Origin of the sequence: Pseudomonas sp. SWRI81 (assembly GCF_014268545.1) — a bacterium.
In the GTDB taxonomy this organism is placed as follows: Bacteria; Pseudomonadota; Gammaproteobacteria; order Pseudomonadales; family Pseudomonadaceae; genus Aquipseudomonas; species Aquipseudomonas hamedanensis.
In genome coordinates, this window is the sequence record NZ_JABWQS010000009.1 from 101,413 (window position 1) to 120,400 (window position 18,988).

Annotated in this window: 16 protein-coding genes; 4 read left to right on the forward strand and 12 right to left on the reverse strand. The window is 58.4% G+C overall.

Annotated elements, in window-relative coordinates; all coding sequences use genetic code 11:
- Positions 1 to 5: 5 nt before the first annotated feature.
- The 3 genes from HU765_RS27010 to HU765_RS08510 all read right to left on the reverse strand — a co-directional run bounded on the left by HU765_RS27010 (position 6) and on the right by HU765_RS08510 (position 2,191).
- Positions 6 to 140 carry a hypothetical protein gene (locus HU765_RS27010; protein WP_272973798.1) on the reverse strand — a complete coding sequence of 45 codons (135 nt, stop codon included), beginning with the start codon at positions 138 to 140 and terminating at the stop codon, positions 6 to 8.
- Positions 141 to 257: 117 nt separating this feature from the next.
- On the reverse strand, positions 258 to 1,406 hold the full coding sequence (locus tag HU765_RS08505) for an alkene reductase (protein ID WP_186619736.1): 1,149 nt from the start codon (positions 1,404 to 1,406) through the stop codon (positions 258 to 260).
- A 107-nt stretch (positions 1,407 to 1,513) separates the two neighbouring features.
- A complete protein-coding gene (locus tag HU765_RS08510; RefSeq protein ID WP_186619737.1) occupies positions 1,514 to 2,191 on the reverse strand; it encodes a type 1 glutamine amidotransferase domain-containing protein in 678 nt (225 codons plus the stop codon).
- Between the two features lie 212 nt (positions 2,192 to 2,403).
- Here HU765_RS08510 and HU765_RS08515 point away from each other — a divergent pair, with 212 nt between their 5' ends.
- The 3 genes from HU765_RS08515 to gabP all read left to right on the forward strand — a co-directional run bounded on the left by HU765_RS08515 (position 2,404) and on the right by gabP (position 7,244).
- Positions 2,404 to 2,988 (forward strand): TetR/AcrR family transcriptional regulator, encoded by a 585-nt coding sequence (locus tag HU765_RS08515; protein ID WP_186619738.1) that lies wholly within the window; start codon positions 2,404 to 2,406, stop codon positions 2,986 to 2,988.
- Between the two features lie 488 nt (positions 2,989 to 3,476).
- Complete coding sequence (locus HU765_RS08520; protein ID WP_186619739.1) at positions 3,477 to 5,600, forward strand: TonB-dependent siderophore receptor; 2,124 nt, start codon at positions 3,477 to 3,479, stop codon at positions 5,598 to 5,600.
- A gap of 237 nt (positions 5,601 to 5,837) precedes the next feature.
- Positions 5,838 to 7,244 carry a GABA permease gene (gene gabP, locus HU765_RS08525; RefSeq protein ID WP_186619740.1) on the forward strand — a complete coding sequence of 469 codons (1,407 nt, stop codon included), beginning with the start codon at positions 5,838 to 5,840 and terminating at the stop codon, positions 7,242 to 7,244.
- 16 nt (positions 7,245 to 7,260) lie between these two features.
- On the opposite strand, the gene HU765_RS08530 is transcribed toward gabP, so the two are convergent.
- The 3 genes from HU765_RS08530 to HU765_RS08540 form a co-directional block, all read right to left on the reverse strand.
- On the reverse strand, positions 7,261 to 9,312 hold the full coding sequence (locus tag HU765_RS08530) for a pyridoxamine 5'-phosphate oxidase family protein (RefSeq protein WP_186619741.1): 2,052 nt from the start codon (positions 9,310 to 9,312) through the stop codon (positions 7,261 to 7,263).
- A 184-nt stretch (positions 9,313 to 9,496) separates the two neighbouring features.
- On the reverse strand, positions 9,497 to 10,273 hold the full coding sequence (locus HU765_RS08535) for an alpha/beta hydrolase (RefSeq protein ID WP_186619742.1): 777 nt from the start codon (positions 10,271 to 10,273) through the stop codon (positions 9,497 to 9,499).
- Positions 10,274 to 10,449: 176 nt separating this feature from the next.
- Positions 10,450 to 11,583, reverse strand: coding sequence for a lactonase family protein (locus tag HU765_RS08540; RefSeq protein WP_186619743.1), 1,134 nt, complete (start codon positions 11,581 to 11,583; stop codon positions 10,450 to 10,452).
- Between the two features lie 269 nt (positions 11,584 to 11,852).
- Between HU765_RS08540 and HU765_RS08545 the strand changes: the two genes are divergently transcribed.
- Positions 11,853 to 13,154: an Nramp family divalent metal transporter gene (locus HU765_RS08545; protein ID WP_186619744.1), complete on the forward strand. Its 1,302-nt coding sequence runs from the start codon at positions 11,853 to 11,855 to the stop codon at positions 13,152 to 13,154.
- Between the two features lie 42 nt (positions 13,155 to 13,196).
- Here the strand turns inward: HU765_RS08545 and HU765_RS08550 are convergent, their stop codons facing one another.
- From HU765_RS08550 to HU765_RS08575, 6 genes are all read right to left on the reverse strand, one after another.
- Entirely contained in the window at positions 13,197 to 14,000 is an 804-nt protein-coding gene (locus HU765_RS08550) for a DUF1206 domain-containing protein (protein ID WP_186619785.1), read from the reverse strand.
- Between the two features lie 355 nt (positions 14,001 to 14,355).
- Positions 14,356 to 14,823: a hypothetical protein gene (locus HU765_RS08555; protein WP_186619745.1), complete on the reverse strand. Its 468-nt coding sequence runs from the start codon at positions 14,821 to 14,823 to the stop codon at positions 14,356 to 14,358.
- Positions 14,824 to 15,139: 316 nt separating this feature from the next.
- The gene (locus HU765_RS08560) at positions 15,140 to 15,931 is read right to left on the reverse strand and encodes a putative DNA-binding domain-containing protein (RefSeq protein ID WP_186619746.1); all 792 of its coding nucleotides are present in this window, start codon (positions 15,929 to 15,931) and stop codon (positions 15,140 to 15,142) included.
- Positions 15,924 to 16,808 carry a DUF692 domain-containing protein gene (locus HU765_RS08565; RefSeq protein ID WP_186619747.1) on the reverse strand — a complete coding sequence of 295 codons (885 nt, stop codon included), beginning with the start codon at positions 16,806 to 16,808 and terminating at the stop codon, positions 15,924 to 15,926. Before HU765_RS08565 ends, HU765_RS08560 begins: the two co-directional genes overlap by 8 nt.
- A 28-nt stretch (positions 16,809 to 16,836) precedes the next feature.
- Entirely contained in the window at positions 16,837 to 17,352 is a 516-nt protein-coding gene (locus HU765_RS08570; protein ID WP_186619748.1) for a DoxX family protein, read from the reverse strand.
- Between the two features lie 474 nt (positions 17,353 to 17,826).
- Positions 17,827 to 18,888 carry an SDR family oxidoreductase gene (locus HU765_RS08575; protein ID WP_186619749.1) on the reverse strand — a complete coding sequence of 354 codons (1,062 nt, stop codon included), beginning with the start codon at positions 18,886 to 18,888 and terminating at the stop codon, positions 17,827 to 17,829.
- Positions 18,889 to 18,988 lie beyond the last annotated feature (100 nt).

An 18,988-nucleotide genomic window follows, 5' to 3' on the forward strand; every position in this document is an offset into this window, starting at 1 on the left:
GCATTTCAGAACGCCTCACCGTTATCGAGTTTATCCAGCAGCCGTTGCCCGCGCTGCCACAGCACATCTTGTTTGGCCAGCGCCATGCGGTCTAGGTTTCTGTAATCATGGCCATGCACTCTTACAGAGATTTCGGACACGCCGCATGATCCCTGACCTGCCTCATATCCACTGTGGGAGGGGGCTTGCTCCCGAATGCGGTGGGTCACCTTGAATATTCGTTGGCTGACAGGACGCGTTCGCGAGCAGGCTCACTCCTACACGGAGGTTGTGTTGGATTCTTGGGCGAGGTACGTCGGGTAATCGATATAGCCTTCGGCACCACCGCCATACACCGTCGCCGGGTTCAGCGGATTCAGCGGCCAGCCATTGGCGATCCGTGCTGGCAGGTCCGGATTGGCCATGAACGGCCGGCCGAACGCGACGAGATCGGCCAGGCCCGATTCGAGCAGTTGCGCGCCTGTTTCAGCGGTGTAGCGACCGGCGTAAATGATCGCGCCAGTGAACGTCTCGCGCACGGCCTGGCGAAACGTCGTCGGCATCTGTGGTGCGTTGTCCCAGTCAGCCTCGGCGATGGACAGGTAGGCAATGCCGGCATTTTCCAACACCTTGATCGCTTCGATGTAGGTGGTGTGCGGATCATCTTCGACCATGCCCAGGTAAGTCCGCGCTTCATCGGTTGTGGTGAACAGCGGCGCGAAACGCACGCCAACCTTGTCCTTGCCGATGCACTCAGCGACCCCGGCCACCACCTCACGCAGGAAGCGCAGGCGATTGTCCAGCGAGCCGCCGTATTGATCGGTGCGCCGGTTGCTGTGCGCCGAGATGAACTGGTTGACCAGATAACCATTGGCGCAGTGCAGCTCGATGCCATCGAAACCGGCCTCCATCGCGTTGCGTGCGGCCTGGATATACAGCTGAACCAATGCCTGCACTTCATCGGTGCTCAGCGCGCGCGGTGCGGACGGCGGCACCAGTTCACCGGCGCCAGGCGCAGTTTCGATAAACACGCTGACCCGATCGGTCGCCACGGCAGAGGCCGACACCGGCGCCGCGCCGTTGGGTTGCAGGGCCGTGTGGGAGACACGCCCGACGTGCCAGAGCTGAGCGAAGATCACGCCGTCAACCGCGTGTACGGCCTCGGTGACTTTGCGCCATCCGGCGATTTGCTCAGGGGTATGAATGCCCGGTGTCCACGCGTAACCCTGGCCGCGCGGTTCGATCTGCGTGCCTTCGGTAATCAGCAAACCGGCACCGGCGCGCTGTTGGTAATACGCGGCCATGAGTTCGTTGGCGACGTTGCCCGGCTGCGTGCTGCGCTGGCGGGTGAGGGGCGGCAGGACGATGCGGTTTTTCAAGGTGAGACTGCCCAGTTTGGCAGGCGTGAAGAAAGCGCTGTTATTCATGGAGTACCTTGTTTCGGGCCTGATTAGACCGGTCGACTAGTAAAGAGACAAAAAAACAACGCCGGGCGCTGCGCACTCGGCGTTGGCTACGGTTCAGCGGGGGGCATTCAGCCCAGCAACTTCAGCAGTCTCTCAGCCACGGCGGCGGAACTGGCCGGGTTCTGGCCCGTGACCAATTGACCATCGGCCACTACATGCACCTGCCAGTCAGCGACTTTCGAATAGCGCCCGCCGAGACGCTGGAACTCGTCTTCGATCAGGAACGGCACTACATCAGTCAGGCCGACAGCGGCTTCTTCGGCGTTGGTGAAACCGGTGACGTCGCGGTCTTTGACGATTGGCTGGCCGTCAGCTCGCACAACATGGCGCAACACACCCGGCGCATGGCAGACGAAACCGTGGGGCTTGTTGGCGCGGTCGAACGCTTCGATCAGCGCAATCGAAGCTTTGTCTTCGGCCAGATCCCACAGCGGGCCGTGGCCACCCGGGTAAAACACTGCATCGAAATCGTCAGCGCGGACATCCGCCAGGCGGCCGGTGTTTGCCAGTGCCTGTTGTGCGGCGGGATCAGCGCGGAAGCGATCCGTCTCCGCAGTCTGGGCACCGGGCTCATCGCTTTTCGGATCGAGCGGTGGCTGGCCGCCAGCGGGCGAAACCAGCGTGACGTCGGCGCCGGCGTCCTTGAAGGCGTAGTAGGGAGCGGCAAACTCTTCCAGCCAGAAGCCGGTTTTTTTGCCGGTGTTGCCGAGTTGATCGTGAGAAGTCAAAACCATCAAGATTTTCATAGTGCACCCTGGGTTGGTCAGGCATCGGCACGAGGCGAAGGATTCGCTCGGCGTCGACACCGCATGAATTTGGTGTGTCGGAGCGCAGCATAGTTTCCAATTAGACCAGTCGTCTAGTAATTTTTTCAGGAAATGTTTTTGGTCGATGGATATGGCAAACTCCCGTTCGTAAAAATTATACGACTGGTCTATTGCCTGGAATTATTCGCACCATGAAGCCGACCTTTGACGACACGCGCCAACACCTGCTCGACACCGGCCACCGGATGATGGCCGAGAAGGGCTTCACCAGTGTCGGCCTCAACGAGATCCTGCAAACCGCCGGTGTGCCCAAAGGCTCGTTCTACCACTACTTCAAATCCAAGGAGTTGTACGGTCAGGCGCTGCTCGAAGATTACTTTGTCGACTACCTCGCAGACATGGAGCGGCGCCTGACGCTGCCCGGGCTGAGCGCGTTCGAGCGGTTGATGGATTATTGGCAGGGCTGGCAGAACCGCTGCACCCTGGAAGGCCACGGCGACGAATGCCTGGTGGTGAAACTCAGCGCCGAAGTCGCCGACTTGTCCGAGTCGATGCGCCTGACCCTGCGCGATGGCGCCGAACGCATTATCGCGCGCATCACGGTGTGCATCGAACAAGGCCAGGCCGACAAAAGTCTGCCCGAGGGCGATGCGCGGCATCTGGCCGAGACCTTGTATCAGCTGTGGCTCGGCGCCAGTCTGTTGAACAAATTGCAACGCACCGGGCAGTCGCTGGAGACCTCGATGGCGATGACCCGACAATTGTTGCGGGTTTGAACCTGTCACTGCGACCCCTGTAGGCGTGAGCCTGCTCGCGAAGGCGTCCTGTCAGCAAATGAATGTCCAAGCTGACCCACCGCCTTCGGGAGCAAGCCCCCTCCCACAGTGGATATGTAACAGGTCAGGGATCATGCGGCGTGTCCGAAATCCCTGTAGGAGTGAGCCTGCTCGCGATAACGGTGGGTCAGCCAACTCATGTATCAACTGACCCGCCGCCTTCGCGAGCAGGCTCACTCCTACACTGTATAGCGGCGAACCATTGATATTTATTCACTCCCCGATTTCTGTGGGAGCGAGCCTGCTCGCGAAAGCGATCTGTCATTCAACGCGTCAGTGGCCTGACACGGCACTTCGTGATCGCACACCCTGACCAACATGACAAATAAGAATACGTTTCAATTACGAATACGCCGGTATACCATGCGCCGCGTTTTCACTGGCGGCTTTGCCCTTCGTTTTGGCCTATTCGTAAAGGTTTTCACTTCATGCGTCGTACTCTGCTTTCCATTTGTGTGCTGCAGGCGTTGTCTTCAACTTCATGGGCCGAGCAAACCAAGTCCTCATCAACGCTGGAGCTGGAGGCCACCGACGTCGTCGGCACGGCGGATTACGAGCGGGCAGACGGCCCGGTGCAGGGTTATCGGGCGACACGTTCGGCCAGTGCGACGCGCACCGATACGTCGATTCACGAAACCGCACAATCGATCAGCGTCGTGACCAAGGACGCCGTTGAAGACATCGGCGCCACCCGCTTGCAGGACGCACTGGATTACGCCGGCGGCGTCGGGCGGGCGAACAATTTCGGCGGGCAGGGGCTGACCACGTTCACCGTGCGCGGTTTTACCACTGGCGAGTTCTACCGCAACGGTTTCCCGATCAATCGTGGCTACCCGAACATGCCAGATGCCAACACCATCGAACGGCTGGAAGTCCTGCGCGGCCCGGCCACCATGCTCTATGGTCGTGGCGATCCGGGCGGTACCTTCAACGTGGTGTCCAAGCAGCCATTGCCCGAGCGCAGCGTCACTCTTGGCAGTCAGTTGACCGACCAGGGCATGAAGCGCGGCACGCTGGACGCCTCCGGCCCGCTTGATGAAGAAGGCCGACTGGCGTACCGACTGAACGTGGTGGGCGAGGGCGGCGACACCTTTCGCGATCACGTCGAGACCGAACGCTACGGCATTACGCCGGTGCTGACCTGGCAGGCATCGGACGCGACCAAGCTGATATTCGAAGGCGATTTCATGCGCAACAACGCGCCGCTGGACCGAGGCCTGACGCGCTATCCGAAGCAGATTGGCACGGCCTCGCGCGACACGTTCTTCGGTGAGAAAGACGTCGGCAAGCTGCACAACGACAACAACATGGCGCAGCTGCGTTTTGAGCACATGCTCAATGATGACTGGACCCTGGGCGGCGGTTTCCAGTGGCTCGACGGCTCGCTCAAGGGCGACGCGATCGAGGCCAACGGCATTGCCGCTGACGGCCGCACGCTGGGGCGCAACTTCAACTATCGCAAACTGGAATGGACCGACAAGGACACCCAGCTCAACCTCACCGGGCATTTCAGCACCGGGGCCTTGCAGCACACCTTACTCACCGGCATCGAATACGAAGATTACGACTACAAATCGATCATCCAGCGCTCCAGCGGCGCGGTCGGGGCCTATCCGATCGACATCTTCAATCCGGTCTACGGTCAGCCACGCCCGGCACTGACCCGTACGCCGACTCACGACAAGGAAAACCTGAAGACTTACGCTGCGTTCGTCCAGGATCAGGTTGCGTTGACCGACAAACTGAAAGTGCTGGCCGGGGCGCGTTTCGAACGCTTCGAACATGACTACGAAACCTACGTACCAGGCGGCAAGAATTGGCAAGCCAGCGACAACGCGGTAACCCCGCGCCTCGGCGTGACCTACGATTTGACCGAGACGCTGGCGGTCTACGCCAACACCGCACGCTCGTTCAAGCCCAACACCGGCGCCAGCCGCACTGGCGGTGGCTTCGCCCCGGAGAAAGGCAAGTCCTACGAAATGGGCCTGAAGTGGGAGGCGCTGGACCAGCAGTTGAGTGTCGAGGCGGCGATCTATCAGATCGAAAAACGCAACGTGCTGACCACCGATCCGGTGGATTCGACGTTTAACGTGGCGGCCGGCGAGGTGCGCAGCCGTGGCCTGGACCTCAATGTCACCGGCAATCTCACCCCCGAGTGGCGAGTGATCGGCGGTTACGCCTACGTCGATGCCGAGGTGACCAAGGACAACACGTTGCGTTCCGGCACGCGTTTGCTGAACATTCCGCAGAACAGCTTCAGCCTGCTCAACGTTTATGAATTCCAGGACGGCACCCTCAAAGGCCTTGGCCTGGGCACTGGTGTGAAATACGTCGACGAGCGCGCCGGGCAGACTGCCAACACAGCATTTTCGATGGGCAGCTACACCGTGGTCGATCTGCTGAGTTTCTACAAGGTCAACGACAACGTGCGGATTAATCTCGACGTAAAAAACCTGTTCGACAGTGATTACGAAGAGGGCGCGTTCGGCAACGTCTACGCCTATCCGGGCGCACCGAGAACCGTACAGGTGGGGATTTCCTACACGCTGTAAACCCGGCTTAGCTGTCGCTTCTGGGCCATGATGGCCTGACTGTGGCATGTCGAGATCAGGCATCGACATGCCGCATACAGGCTAGTGAGCGTGCGGCCTGGCCACGTAAGGTGACGCATCATTTCCTCGCCGAAGCGTCTGCGCCGCTGCTTTCGCCGGTCTCGACGGCGAGCAATGATGATCGCCTGACGCTCAGTCAGTGGCCCGAAACGTCGATCATGAGAACAATAAGAACCCATGAATAGCCTGAACCCCAAGGACTCTACCGGTCAGTTGGCGCAAGGTTTCAAACCGCGTCACGTCACCATGCTCTCCATCGCAGGCATCATCGGCGCAGGACTTTTCGTCGGCTCAGGACACGCTATCGCCGCCGCCGGGCCAGCCGTTTTGCTGGCCTATCTGTTTTCCGGACTGTTGGTGGTATTGGTCATGCGCATGCTCGGCGAAATGGCCGTGGCGCATCCCGACACCGGTTCGTTTTCGACCTACGCTGATCAGGCGATCGGTCGCTGGGCCGGGTTCACCATCGGATGGCTTTACTGGTGGTTCTGGGTGCTGGTGATACCGATCGAGGCGCTGGCCGCCGGGCATGTGCTCAACCAATGGTTTCCCCAAGTCGACGCGTGGCTGTTTGCCTTGCTGTCGATCGTCTTGTTGGTGATTACCAACCTGTTCAGCGTGTCGAAATACGGTGAGTTCGAGTTCTGGTTTGCGATGGCCAAGGTCATCGCGATCATCGGTTTCATCGGCCTGGGTTTTGCGGTGTTGATGGGCTGGATTCCCGAGCGGGAAGCCAGTGGCTTGAGTTCGCTGATGGCGCAGCACGGTGGTTTCGCCCCCAACGGCTTGTCCGCCGTGGTCGGCGCATTCATCACCATCATGTTCAGTTTCATAGGCACTGAGGCGGTGACCATCGCCGCAGCAGAATCGAACAATCCCGCGCAGAACATCGCCAAGGCCACACGTTCGGTGATCTGGCGCATCGGCATTTTCTATTTACTCTCGATCTTCGTGGTAATTTCCGTGGTGCCGTGGAATGACCCGCTGCTCGCCTCGGTGGGCTCTTACCAGCGCGCCCTCGAACTGATGAACATTCCTCACGCCAAGTTTCTCGTCGACGTGGTGGTGTTGATCGCCGTGGCCAGTTGCATGAACTCGTCGATCTACATTTCTTCGCGCATGCTTTATTCGCTGGGCCGACGCGGTGACGCACCGCCCGCGCTGAAAGTGACCTCGGCGGCCGGCGTGCCAAGAGCGGCGGTGATTGCCAGTACGGTGATCGGCGCCGGCGTCACGCTGCTCAGCTACTTCATGCCGGCCGGGCTGTTTCAGTTCCTGCTCGCCAGTTCCGGCGCGATTGCCTTGCTGGTGTACCTGGTGATCGCGATTTCGCAGTTGCGTATGCGCCGTCGGCTGGAAAGGGAGAAGGTCGAACTGACCTTGCGCATGTGGCTGTTTCCCTGGCTGACCTGGCTGGTGATCGCGTTTATTTGCACGGCCCTCGCTGTGATGATGTTCACCCCGGCGCATCGGCTTGAAGTGTCCTCGACCATTGGCCTGGCGCTGGTTATTTCCTTCGTCGGTCTGGTCACTGCCCGTCAGCATGGCTCGGCGGGCAGGGTGGTAGCGGTAGCGAAACCCTAGTCAGCCTGGCGCTGACTCAGACATCCAGCACCAACGTTTCGCTGCCCTGCGCCGGCGCGGCGCAGCAGATCAGCACTTCGTCGTCCGCCAGGCGTATGGCCGGCGGGCTGAGGTAATGCACCTGGCCGCTACTCAAGCGGGTTTTGCAGGTGCCGCACGAACCGCCGCGACAGCTGAACTCAGGGTTCAGACCGCGGGCCTCGGCCAGTTCCAGCAACGTGCCGGAACCCGGTGCCCAGCGTGCTTCCTTGCCGGAGGCGGCGAACAGCACCTTGACCGGTTCCGCAGCGATGGGGGCTTGCGGCGGTGCCGGGGTGCTGACTTCAACATCGCGCAACAATGTCGACGGGCCGAAGGTCTCGGCGTGAATGCGATCGTCGGGGATGCGCATTTTGCGCAGACCGTCGTACAGCGCCTGGGTGAAACTGCCCGGGCCGCACAAGTAGAAGTCGTAGTCATCCAGCGGCAGCAGGCTTTTCAATAAAGCGATGTCGATGCGCCCGGCGTGGTCGTAGCCCTGCGGAGGAGTACCGACGGGTGGCTGGCTGACCACCCGCAGCACACGCACTTTGTCGCCTGCACGCGCTGCCAAATCATCGATTTCCTCACGAAAGGCCAGATCTTCGACGGTGCGACTGCTTTGTATCAGCCAGGTCGGGCGCATGCGGCTGATGCGTTTGCCCTGATAGACCACTTCGCGCAGCATCGACAGCAACGGCGTCACCCCGACCCCGGCCGCCAACAACACCAAAGGGCGCCGCTCCGTCGCATCGACAGTAAAATCGCCTTGTGGCGCGCGAGCTTCGATCAGATCCAACGCCTGAACGCGGTCGTGCAAGTGCGCAGACACCGAGCCGTCGCGTTTGACGCTGATGCGCACAAACTCATCCGACGGCGCGCTGGAAACACTGTAGGTGCGGATCGACGCGGCGGCGTGTCCGTCCAGCAAAACCTTGATCGGCACATGCTGCCCCGGTTCGAAGCGGGGCAGGCCGAAGCCATCGTTGGCTTGCAGGTAAAAAGAGCGGATCTGCGGACTCTCATCGACAACCCGCGTCACCTGCAATGACCGCCATTGATTACGCAGGGCTTGCGCCTGCAAGCGCTCGCGGGTCTGCTCCCAACTGCCGGTCATTTGCGAGTTGGGCGAATCGCCCTCGGGCTGATCGATCCAACGCAACGGCAGCGCGGCCTGACGATAAACGATGCGCTGCGGCTTGAACCGCCACAGACGCTCGGCCCCTTGGAAGGCGGCTATTTGCGGGTCGTCGAGCAACACCTCTGCGGTGCCGGTCATTTGCAACAGGTCGCCGCTTTCGAAGTCGATGAAGGTCAGCCCGGCACGCGGATTGAGCAGAATGTTACCCAAGGTATTGAAGAACAGATTTCCAGAGAAATCCGGGATGGTGAGCGTGCCGTCGTCATCCATATGGACGAATCCGGATTTGCCGCCGCGATGCGAGGCATCGACTTGTCGCTGGCCGTCGCGCACAACGTAGGTGGCGACGTAGAACGAGTCGGCAGCGGTGATCATGTCGCGCACGAGGGGTTCGCTGACGGTCAAGTCGAGCGCGGTGTCGGTGGTCTCGTCGACGAACGCGTACTGGCGCAGATTGATGTAGCGCGGGCAGTTGCCGTAAGCCTGCGTTACGCCGATCTCAAGGCTGTTGCCATCGCGACGGCTGATCGTACCGTTCATGCGATTGCGCCGACGCGTATGCAATTCGATGCCGAGCATGCCGATCGCGTCGCCGGGCTGCAAACCTGGCTGAGCCGGATCGTTGGGCTGATCGTCGAGTCTGATCGTGAGGGTTTGCGGAGACGGCGACTCCATGAAACCGGGCTGGCCGGTGCGGATCGTTGTCCATGGATCGCCCTGGCTGTCGACCGCGCCGAGCACCACGAAGGGCAGTTGCGCGTAGAACTCACGGTGCTGATCCGGCATCCAGTCGCGGGCCAGTTGCCGCTGGCCAACGCCCGCCATCATGTCCACGGCGCCGACAGCACGCTGCAGAGTCAGCTCACCTTCGTGCCAGGGCGAGGACGCTGATTTCGACACTGTGTCCATTTTGATTCTCCTCGTGTGCAACGGGCCGGTGAGCTGCCAAGGGCTGTAAACCCAAAGTTGAGCTCATGTTGACCTTCAGTCGGTTTGGAGGGAATGGCCAGAAATCGCAATCCATTGTTTCAGTCGGTGAAATGATCTCTGCGGTGAATTCAAGGAAGGGAGCAGGATCGCTCCCATCCATCGGTCATTGCGTCGTCGCAGCGGTTTCGATCAGGTTGGCGACGACTTTCGGGTTGGACACCATCACCACGTGCGACGCGCCTTTGACCACCACGGTCTTCTTCGCGTGAGCCCGCTCGGCCATGAACGCCAGGGCTTGCGCCGGGATGTTCTTGTCCTGATCGCCGTAGACGAAGTACGACGGCACGGTTTTCCATGCGGGTTCGGTCGCGGCTTCATTGAGCGCGGCGACGGTCACCGGGCGTTGAGTCGCGGCCATCAACTTCGCATCAGCCGGGGAAACGTCGGCAGCGAATTGAGCATGGAATTTGTCCTGCTGGATGTACAAGTCCTTGCCGCCGTCGGCCAAAGCAACCGGGGCCGCGAGCGTCGGGCCGAGGGTGCCGCCGGGGAAACGCCCGGACAGTTCAGCCGCCGTTTCACCGGCTTCTGGCGCAAAAGCGGCGACGTACACCAGAGCTTTCACGTTGGCATTGCCATAAGCGGCTGCGCTGATCACCGGGCCACCGTAGGAATGACCGACCAGCACCACCGGGGTTTTCACGCTGGCCAGCACATCCGCCACCGACTGCGCGTCACTTTTGACCGAGCGCAGCGGGTTGGCGGCGGCAATTACCGGATAGCCATCCTTCTCCAGAATCTTGACCACGCCGTTCCAACTGCTCGAATCGGCGAACGCACCGTGTACCAACACCACAGTGGGTTTGTCCTGTGCGGCGAACGCGGCGCTGGCACCGAACATGGCGGCAGTGAGGGCGAGGGTTGCGAATACTTTGTTCATGGTGATGTCCTGTCGGTGAGTAAAGGAGGAATGGAAGCGACAGTGGTATTTAGCGCGCTAAATGTGCCAGATATGTGTTCGCGCGGCTGAACTTCGCATGCGAATGTATCTGCGCCAGCCAACGCTACACAGTGATACAAATGCGGCGCACAGAGCAGTGGCTGCTGCGCAAATAGTCAGGCATCAGGCGTTTGCAGAATCTCTATCCATAACGCGCCTTTGCCGGATGCCGCTTCACCGACACGCTTCAGGGCGCCGTCTTTACTGACGGCGTAAGTGCCGACTTTGGCGCTTTTTTCGCCGGTCACCAGCAACCAGCGACCGTCGGGGGAAAAGGCGATATTGCGCGGTTGCTGTTCCTGTACCGGGTAGTTGTCGAGAAACTCAAGTCCTCCCGTAGACGGGTCAACGGCAAATGCAGAGACGCTGCTACTGGTGCGCTCGCTCATCAACAGAAGTTTTCCATCCGGGGACATGCGCAGGTCAGCGGCCCAGATGCGCGGAGTGGGGTCGTCTTTCAAATCGTTGTTGCGCGCATCACGAACTTCGCCGTGGGCCAGTTTCAAGCGCGCAGGAATGCCGTTGGCATCGGCAATCTGCGTCAACGCGCCGGTAGTGTCGTCGATTGAAAACGCGGTCACGGTGCCGCTCATTTCGCCGACCACGTAGAGGAATTTTCCGTTCGGCGAGAACGCCAGATGCCGAGGCCCGGTTTTGTCTGGAACACTGACGTAGCCGCTGCCAATCGGGCTGAGTTCACCAGTCTGCGCATCCAGGCGATATTGCAGAACCTTGTCTGTCCCAAGATTACCGGCGTAGGCGAAGCGATTGCTCGGCTCGGTACGGATCGAATGCGCATGCAGGCCGGTCTTGTAGCGGAGGACATTGGCGGAAGGTTGATAATCCTTAGCGATCTTCTGAATGCTGACGAGATCGGCGCCGTAGGACGCAGCGAGCAGATAGCGTCCCTTTCGGTCGGTAGACAGATAGGCCATGCTCTCTGCCAGAGGCGCCTGGGTAAATGGCGTCAGGTGACCGCTCTTCGAATCGATCCGGTAGCCCAGAACCTGGAAGGGTTTGACGCGCAAGGCTGCAAACAGCACCTTGCCGTCAGGGGTGATGGCCATGGGATTGACCTGGTCACCAGCCTGAGTCTGTTCCACGAGGGTGAGTGCGCCGTTGTCCTGATCGAGGCGGTACTGCGAGATCAGACCGTCGCCGGGGCTTGAGACGTAAGCATAGGTAGCCGCATTGGCAGACAGGCACAGACCGGAGGCGACAGCCGCGGCGATAACGGCGATTTTGTTCATCAATTTCAGCCTTGTTGTTTTTGTGATCAGTCATCCTATGAGTGATTAACGGATGTCTCAACGCTTATTTTGTCGGCCGTCCGCGCCGCTGCGTTCGAGCGATAACGATAAGGTGACTGAGTTGGTCTGGGAGAAATGATCGGGGAGGGCGACGGCCAGGGACGCTTGAAACATTTTTACATACTCTCCCATTAGCGTTGTTGTACGACATCGTACCTAATGTGCCGAGCTGCAATCGTTCTCACAAAAACAATAACGGAGATACCCCTATGACGAGCATGCCTTCACTCGATCATCAGGCCGCTGCGAAACCGCAAAACCGTTTCATGCGCATGCTTAAACTGTTGGGCCCCGGCATTATCGCCGTGCTGTCGTGGCTCGGTGCCGGGGATCTGATCACGTCCTCCGTGGCCGGTGCGAATTACGGCTACGCCATGATGTGGGTGCTGGCGGTTTCGTTGTTGTTGAGGTACCTGATCGTCAACATCATTGCCCGCTTCCAGCTGTGCAATAACCAGGGCATGACCATTCTCCAGGGCTACGCCCAGCTCAACCCGGTGTTTGCCTGGTTCATGCTCGTTTATGCCTTGTTGATGGGGCATCTGATGAATGCCTACATGATCAAGGGAGCAGGGGAGTCGCTGGCGATGCTGTTCAAGATCGATCAGCCATTACTGTGCTCGGTGGCCGTGGTGCTGGCGGTCTGGATGTTGGTGGGTCGCAACATCTACACAATGATCGAAGGCGTGATGAAGCTGCTGCTGGCGATCATGACCCTGGCGTTCATCGCCCTGGCGGTGATGTCGGGCCCGGATGTCACCGGCATCATCAAAGGTACTATCGGCTTCAGCATTCCGCCTGACGAAGGTGTGCATGGCGCATTGCTGGTGGCCGTCTCGGTGATCGGTGCGGTTGCAGGCTCTATCGCAAACTTCGTTCACCCCTATGTCATGCGCCAGAAAGGCTGGATCGGACCGCAGCACAAGCGCATTCAGCGCAACGACCTGCTGTTTGCCGTATTCGTCGGGATCATCATCAACCTGGCCATCTGGATCGTTGGTGCGGAAATCCTGCGGCCCAACGGTATCGAGGTGAGAACCCTGGGCGACCTGGGCAAGGCACTGGAAATCTTCTTCGGCCCGATCGGCTGGTACGTGTTTTTCATCGGTGTGTTCGCGACGTTGTTTGCCAGCATTTCAGGCAAGACCACGGCGTTCCCGATGCTGATCACCGATGCCTTCCAGCACGTGCGCCCTGAGCGTCGCGAGAAGTACGGCAAAGAGTTCCATCACGACCCGATGCACAAGTGGTTCATGCTGTTCATCCTGGTCACACCGCTGATCTGGTCGTTGCCGGGCATGCCGGACTTCGTGACACTGACCATTGGTGTCAGCGCGTTGAACATCATTGGCTTGCCGGTGATTTCCCTGGGCTTGCTGATCATGTCCAACCAGAAGTCGCTGCTGGACAAGCAATATCGCAACAACCTGTTTGAAAACATCGCGCTGCTGTTTGCCACCGGACTGGCGCTTTGGGTCGCCTTCCAACTGGGTGTTGATCTGTTTACCTGATAACTGGATGTCGAGGGGGTACGCCCCCTCGAATGGCGCCGCTTACAACGGCACATCCATGTTGATCCTGCGCCAGGCGGCTTCGGAAAAACTGTAAACCGAGAACGCGATCAAGCCCAACGCCATTAGCATCAGCAGCACACCGCCTGCCGGCAGATTCTGCAGTGCATCAAGCGCTTCCTTCATGCCGGGAGGATGGGTCGCTTGGTATATCGAGCCACTGACAGCCATCAGCAGGGCAATCTCGATAAACACCACGCCGCGGGCGATCAGCCCAAACCGCGACACTGGGCGCACATAGCGCATCACTTCATCATCCGCCTCGAAATACTTCTCGAACGAGGCCTTCCAGCCTTTAATGATGTGCGCGATTCCCACACCCAGCGGGATCAGCGCGATCAGGTAAATCAGCATGTTCGAGTGCTCGAACGACAACAACTGCGCCAGTAGATCCTTGGTCTTGCCATCCCCGGAACCGCCGGAACTTCTAACGCCACTCACCAGCAGGCTCAAGGCAAAGAAGGCCAGTGCCGCATTGACCAGACCACCGGCCAGCAAACCAGCACGAATGACCAGGCCCTTGAGTTCGTTGCCGTGGTGATCAATGTCGCGAATAGCCTGTAATGCACGCCAGGCGGCGAAGGCAAGAAGCCCGGCGACCACCAGACCCACAAGTACATAGCCGAACGGCTGGCTCAGCAACGCCTCAAGACTTTTGTGGCTGTCTTTCGGTTTGGTGGAGTCGTGCGCTGCGAGCAGCGCGAAGATGCCGATGATCAGATACAGAACACCTCGCGCGGCATATCCGCCTCGAGCAAGTAAGACCAGAGTGTGTCGGGTGGACATGGCGGTTATTTCCAGAGATCGTTCCGCAGCAGACCTGTGGGTTGCGCAGGGGTTCGAAAAAGGTTGCCCTGCACCGTTTGAGGCTTGCTTTGATACGCCCTGAAAGTGCATGGGAAAGTCTCCTTTTGGCGACCCATCGATAGGATGAGGCGAGCAGTGGGGTCGACTTTAGAATGTTGCGTTTAATGAATAAATGAGGGTTGCAGAACATCACTTATGGCGCCGTGTAACTAATAAATATCTGGCGTGATTAGATTCCGGACAAAGTCGCATGCAGGCCACCGGAAGCTATTCAGAAGTAAATCGCCCTCCCTGGCTGCAGCCGCAGGGAGGGTGAATATTGCGGGAAAAGGAATCAGTTCTGCGCTTTGCTCATGCGGGTGAAAAGCTCGGTAGGTACTTTCTTGCCGTTGGAGGTGTACTGGTTGGTCCTGAACTTGTAGACCTCACCTTCCGTAAGAAAACCATCGTGATTGGTGTCCATCGATTGAAATTCTTCACCGCCCTGAGGTGCCACAGCCAGGAGTTCTTTAAGAGAGACGAGGCCATCATGGTCGGTGTCTGTGCGAGCGAAAGAGTCGTCACCACACTTGCCTTCACCGCACTTGCCTTCGGCAGTAGCGGACTTGTCGCTGGCTTGGCTAGAACCGCATTTGCCCTCGCCACACTTGCCTTCGCCGGCTTTGTCTGCCGATGCCAGTTGATAGCCTTGGGGCAATGCCTCAACAGCAAAAGCCGCAGACGATGCCAGGCTCATGCCGCCAGCTAAAGCAATAGCAGCCAGGCCAAGACTGGTTTTGTTTGATAATGATTTACGGTACATGGTGATTCTCCAGATGCTTTGTGCGGCCAAGCCGCAATTCATGCCACAGGGCGAATAAACCCTTACGGAAGCTCTAGGCGAAGTGGGAAAAGCCTGGAATTCCATGACTTAAGCATGCAAGCGTTTTCCACCTCGACAGGGCGACCTTATCGGGTAAGACCTATTAAGCCGGAGCTATGTATCCACGCTGTATCAGGCAAGGGAGCGATTTGTAAGCCAATCCCAAGAGTCCGCGCACGGGTACACAGCGATACAAAAAGTGCGATTGCATTTCCTGCTGGACGCACACAGCCGCCCATGAGCCGTTAATGGTCAGTCAGGACAACAGCCTGAAAACAGGTGCCGCCGCTACGCCGACTGCAGCTTGCTCATGAAGCTGGCGCAGCAGAACCAGTGCGTCGGCAACGAAGCTCGTCACATCTGAAGCACCAGCCTCTGCAGCCAACGCATGCAACTGCGCCCGGCCGTCCATATCCGGGAACTGCTCGATCCGCTGCAACAAACGCCATGCCAGCGGGCTGACCTGCGAGAACTGCACTTGGCCACTCGGCACACGGCTGATCAGCAGTAATGTTGGTTGTTCTGGCGCTTCAGAAGGCAGGTTTCCTGGCCCGAGACGATGCACGGCCCAGGTGTAAGCCAGCGGCCAGACGAGCGGGGAGAGCCGAAGAGGGCGGTCGAGTAACTGCGCCGCATCACTGGCCATTAACGGGGCAGCGTCCAACTGTTGCAGCGCCATCTCCACCCACTCGTAATGGGCCAGTTCAGGCAGGAACGGGTACCAGGGATGTTCGTGACCCGGCGAGTCCTCCAGGCTCGCTACGAAGTCAACGAACTCACGTGCGATTTCTCCGAAACGTGGCGTTTGCGTGCGGTAGTCACGCAAAAAACGTCGCACCAGTGCACGCCAACCGGCATCACCGAGCACGGCAACCAGTACCGGAAACGTTCCACCCAGCAACCCCAATAGATTATTCAACACCAAATCGAGATAAACCCGGGCTCTTACGGGGTTCATCCCCGCAGGCGGCGGATAACTGTCCGGATCACGAAGGTAACGGGTCATCGCGAGTTGCTGACTGTGCAAACTTGCAGTGAAGTCAGCCATCGGCGGTCACCCGCACCCAAGCATCCGCGTCGCGCTGCAACAGCCTGATGATATTCAGCTCAGCCACAAGCTCGGCGTAGGACGGAAAGTTGAAATCGCGCTCCAGTAGCGTTGGTTTCACACCAAAGAGGTCATAAGCCTGCCTCAGCAATGACCAGACGACCGGTTTGACCGAGGCGCCGTGGGTGTCAATTATCAGGTCATCGGCTTGGTCATAATGGCCAGCCACGTGCATAGCGACTACGCGTTTTGGTTCCAGGCCGGCCAGGAAAACCGTTGGATCAAACCGATGGTTCACTGAGTTGACGTACACATTGTTAACGTCGAGCAATAGGTCGCAATCGGACTCGCGAAGTACTGCGTTGGTAAACGTAAGTTCGTCCATATCCTGGTGAGCAGCGGCGTAGTAAGAGACGTTCTCTACAGCAAGACGGCGGCCAAGAATGTCCTGTGCACGACGAATGCGCGCAGCAACGTGATGTACTGCCTCCTCAGTAAAAGGCAATGGCAGCAGGTCGTATAGCTGGCCATCGTCACTGCAGTAACTCAGGTGTTCGCTATAAAACGGCACGTTGAAGCGATCGAGGAACCCGCGTACTTGCTCAAGAAAAGACTCGTCCAGGGGCGCACTGCCACCTAACGAAAGCGACAGGCCATGGCATGACAGCGGATAGCGTTCAGCTAGCAACTTCAGGGCATCTCCATGAGCGCCGCCAATGCCGATCCAATTCTCTGGAGCAACCTCTAGAAAGTCGAAATCGCCAACGGGAGCGTCACGAAGCGTTTTGAGAAGCGCACGGCGAAGTCCGAGGCCAACGGTTGCCTCAAGTGGGGGCTGTGGATCTAAATGCACTGATGATGAAATGTTCGTTTGCATGAGTTTCGTTCTCCGGAATCCACGGTCCTCAGCGCGCATTCAAACGCTTGCTACACCGATCGATGAATGCATCCAGGCTCAGCTTTCCGGCTCCTGTGAACAGCAGCGGCACCAGTGCTACGAGATAGATCAAGGGCAGCTTGAAGTTGCCGTAACCTTTGTTGCTGACGGAGTAACCCTTGGCCAGGTCGCTCAACGTCGACCAGTCTGCTGGCCAGTGAACTGCGGCAGTCGCCACGACGGTTACTACTATGAGGACAAGTGCCGAGAGGCGGGTTCCCAGACCTACAAGCAAAGCAATGGAACAGAGCAGTTCTGCCCACATTGATAACTGCCAGTTAAACGTAGCCGGCAGCTGATTGAAGGGAAAAGGAAATGCACCTTGAATGCTTGGGAACCAGTTCTCACCGTTCCACTTTTCCCACCCGGCTTCAAAAAACTCCCAAGCGAGAAATATGCGCAAGCTTAAAGGTGCGATCCAGTCTCCAACGCGATCGAGGTTAAGGTGCAGCCGATTCAAGACTGATGACATGTTTGCTTGCATTGATTTAATTCTCCGACTTGTCGTCAAGAAAGTGGAAGCACTTCAGGTACTTCCAATGAGAGGTGGCAGGCACGGGACCCACTGCGCTGGCCATGGCCGTAGTTCATCCGGTTGGTGTATCTCGCTTGTGTCTTGCGCTGCTGCAAGCTCAATGTTGTGTAACGCGTCCGCCTCGGTACACACTTGGATACAGAGCACTCTTGTAGAACGCACTATCCAGGCACTTGGCCTGAGGCATTTGGATTTTGCTTGGAGTTTGGATATTTCAGATCAGGGGAGGGCAAAGGCGCGTAGGTTTAACCTGTAACGCGGCGCTATGGAACATCAAGTCGAGGTTTCCGGATGGACCACCAGGTCGTTCGGAGAGAGAGCGCGGAAAAGTTCTGTTCAATCAGGGACAGCGCCAAGTGCCCACCTTGATTTTCTGTGGGAGCAGCCTGGCGCGAACAAGTCAGCCCAGCGTTCTGGAACGGTCTAAGGAATCAAACGCATCTCTCGTAATTTGTCGAACACGTCGAAAAATGCCTGATCGCTCGCTTGGTATGCCGTGAATCCCAGGGTGCGGCTTTTCGACATATCCGTGACAACTTCGATGGGTCGCCCAAGGTCAGCATCGGTATGCCATGGCGATATCAGGCGACCAATATCGGGTTCTTTCAGGCCGTGCTCCGTGACTATCTGCGTCCATATGGCTTGGTCGTTAGCCATCTGTTTCTCAAGGGGTGAGAGTGAAGCGGGATAGTCCGCAGCAGGCAAATCGAAGTATTCGGCAATGCGCCCCCACATCCATTTCCAACGGAAAACATCGCCATTAGTGACGTTGAATGCCTGATTGGCCGCAGCCGGCGTGGTGGCTGCCCATAGTTGTTGTTTCGCCAACTGCCGCGCGTCCGTCATATCGGTGAGGCTGTCCCATTGCACCCGTGACCCCGGAAACACAAAAGGCCGATGGGTTTGTTTGCAAATCGAGGCATAGACGGCGAGGGTAGTTGCCATGTTCATCGCGTTGCCAACGGCTACCCCAGTGACGGTATGCGGGCGATGAACGCTCCAGGTGAAACCGTCCTTTTCAGCCGCGGCGAAGAGTTCGTCTTCCTGGGCGTAATAGAAGTTTTCAACATCCAGACGACCCTGCTCCTCGCGGAACGGTGTCTGCGGCAGGCTGCCTTTACCATACGCTTCGAACGGGCCGAGGTAGTGTTTCAACCCGGTAACCAGTGCTACGTGCTGAACGCTCCTGGCTGGGCGAATAGCGGTGAGCACGTTGCGTACCATGGCGGCATTCACGCGAATGTTTTCGGCCTCCGTGGCTTGCCGCGACCATGTGGTAATGAACACATGAGTGGGTTTTAAATCTGCCAGCGCCTGTTGCAGCGAAGCAAGATCCTGAAGGTCGGCCGCGACAGGGATCACGCCTTGCGCTTGTGAAGGATGTCTCGACAGTGCGGCGACTTGCCACTGGTTGTCGATCAGTAATTGAGTGGTGGCGCTACCGACGATACCGCTGGCGCCCACGACCAAAGCTGTCTGGGTCATACGTTTCTCCTGGATTTAAATTTCGGAGTACGCCTGAGCATCAGAGGTTCAACCTGAAAATCCGTTAGAGTGTTCGCTACTCTCCGTTGAAGCCTGTGAA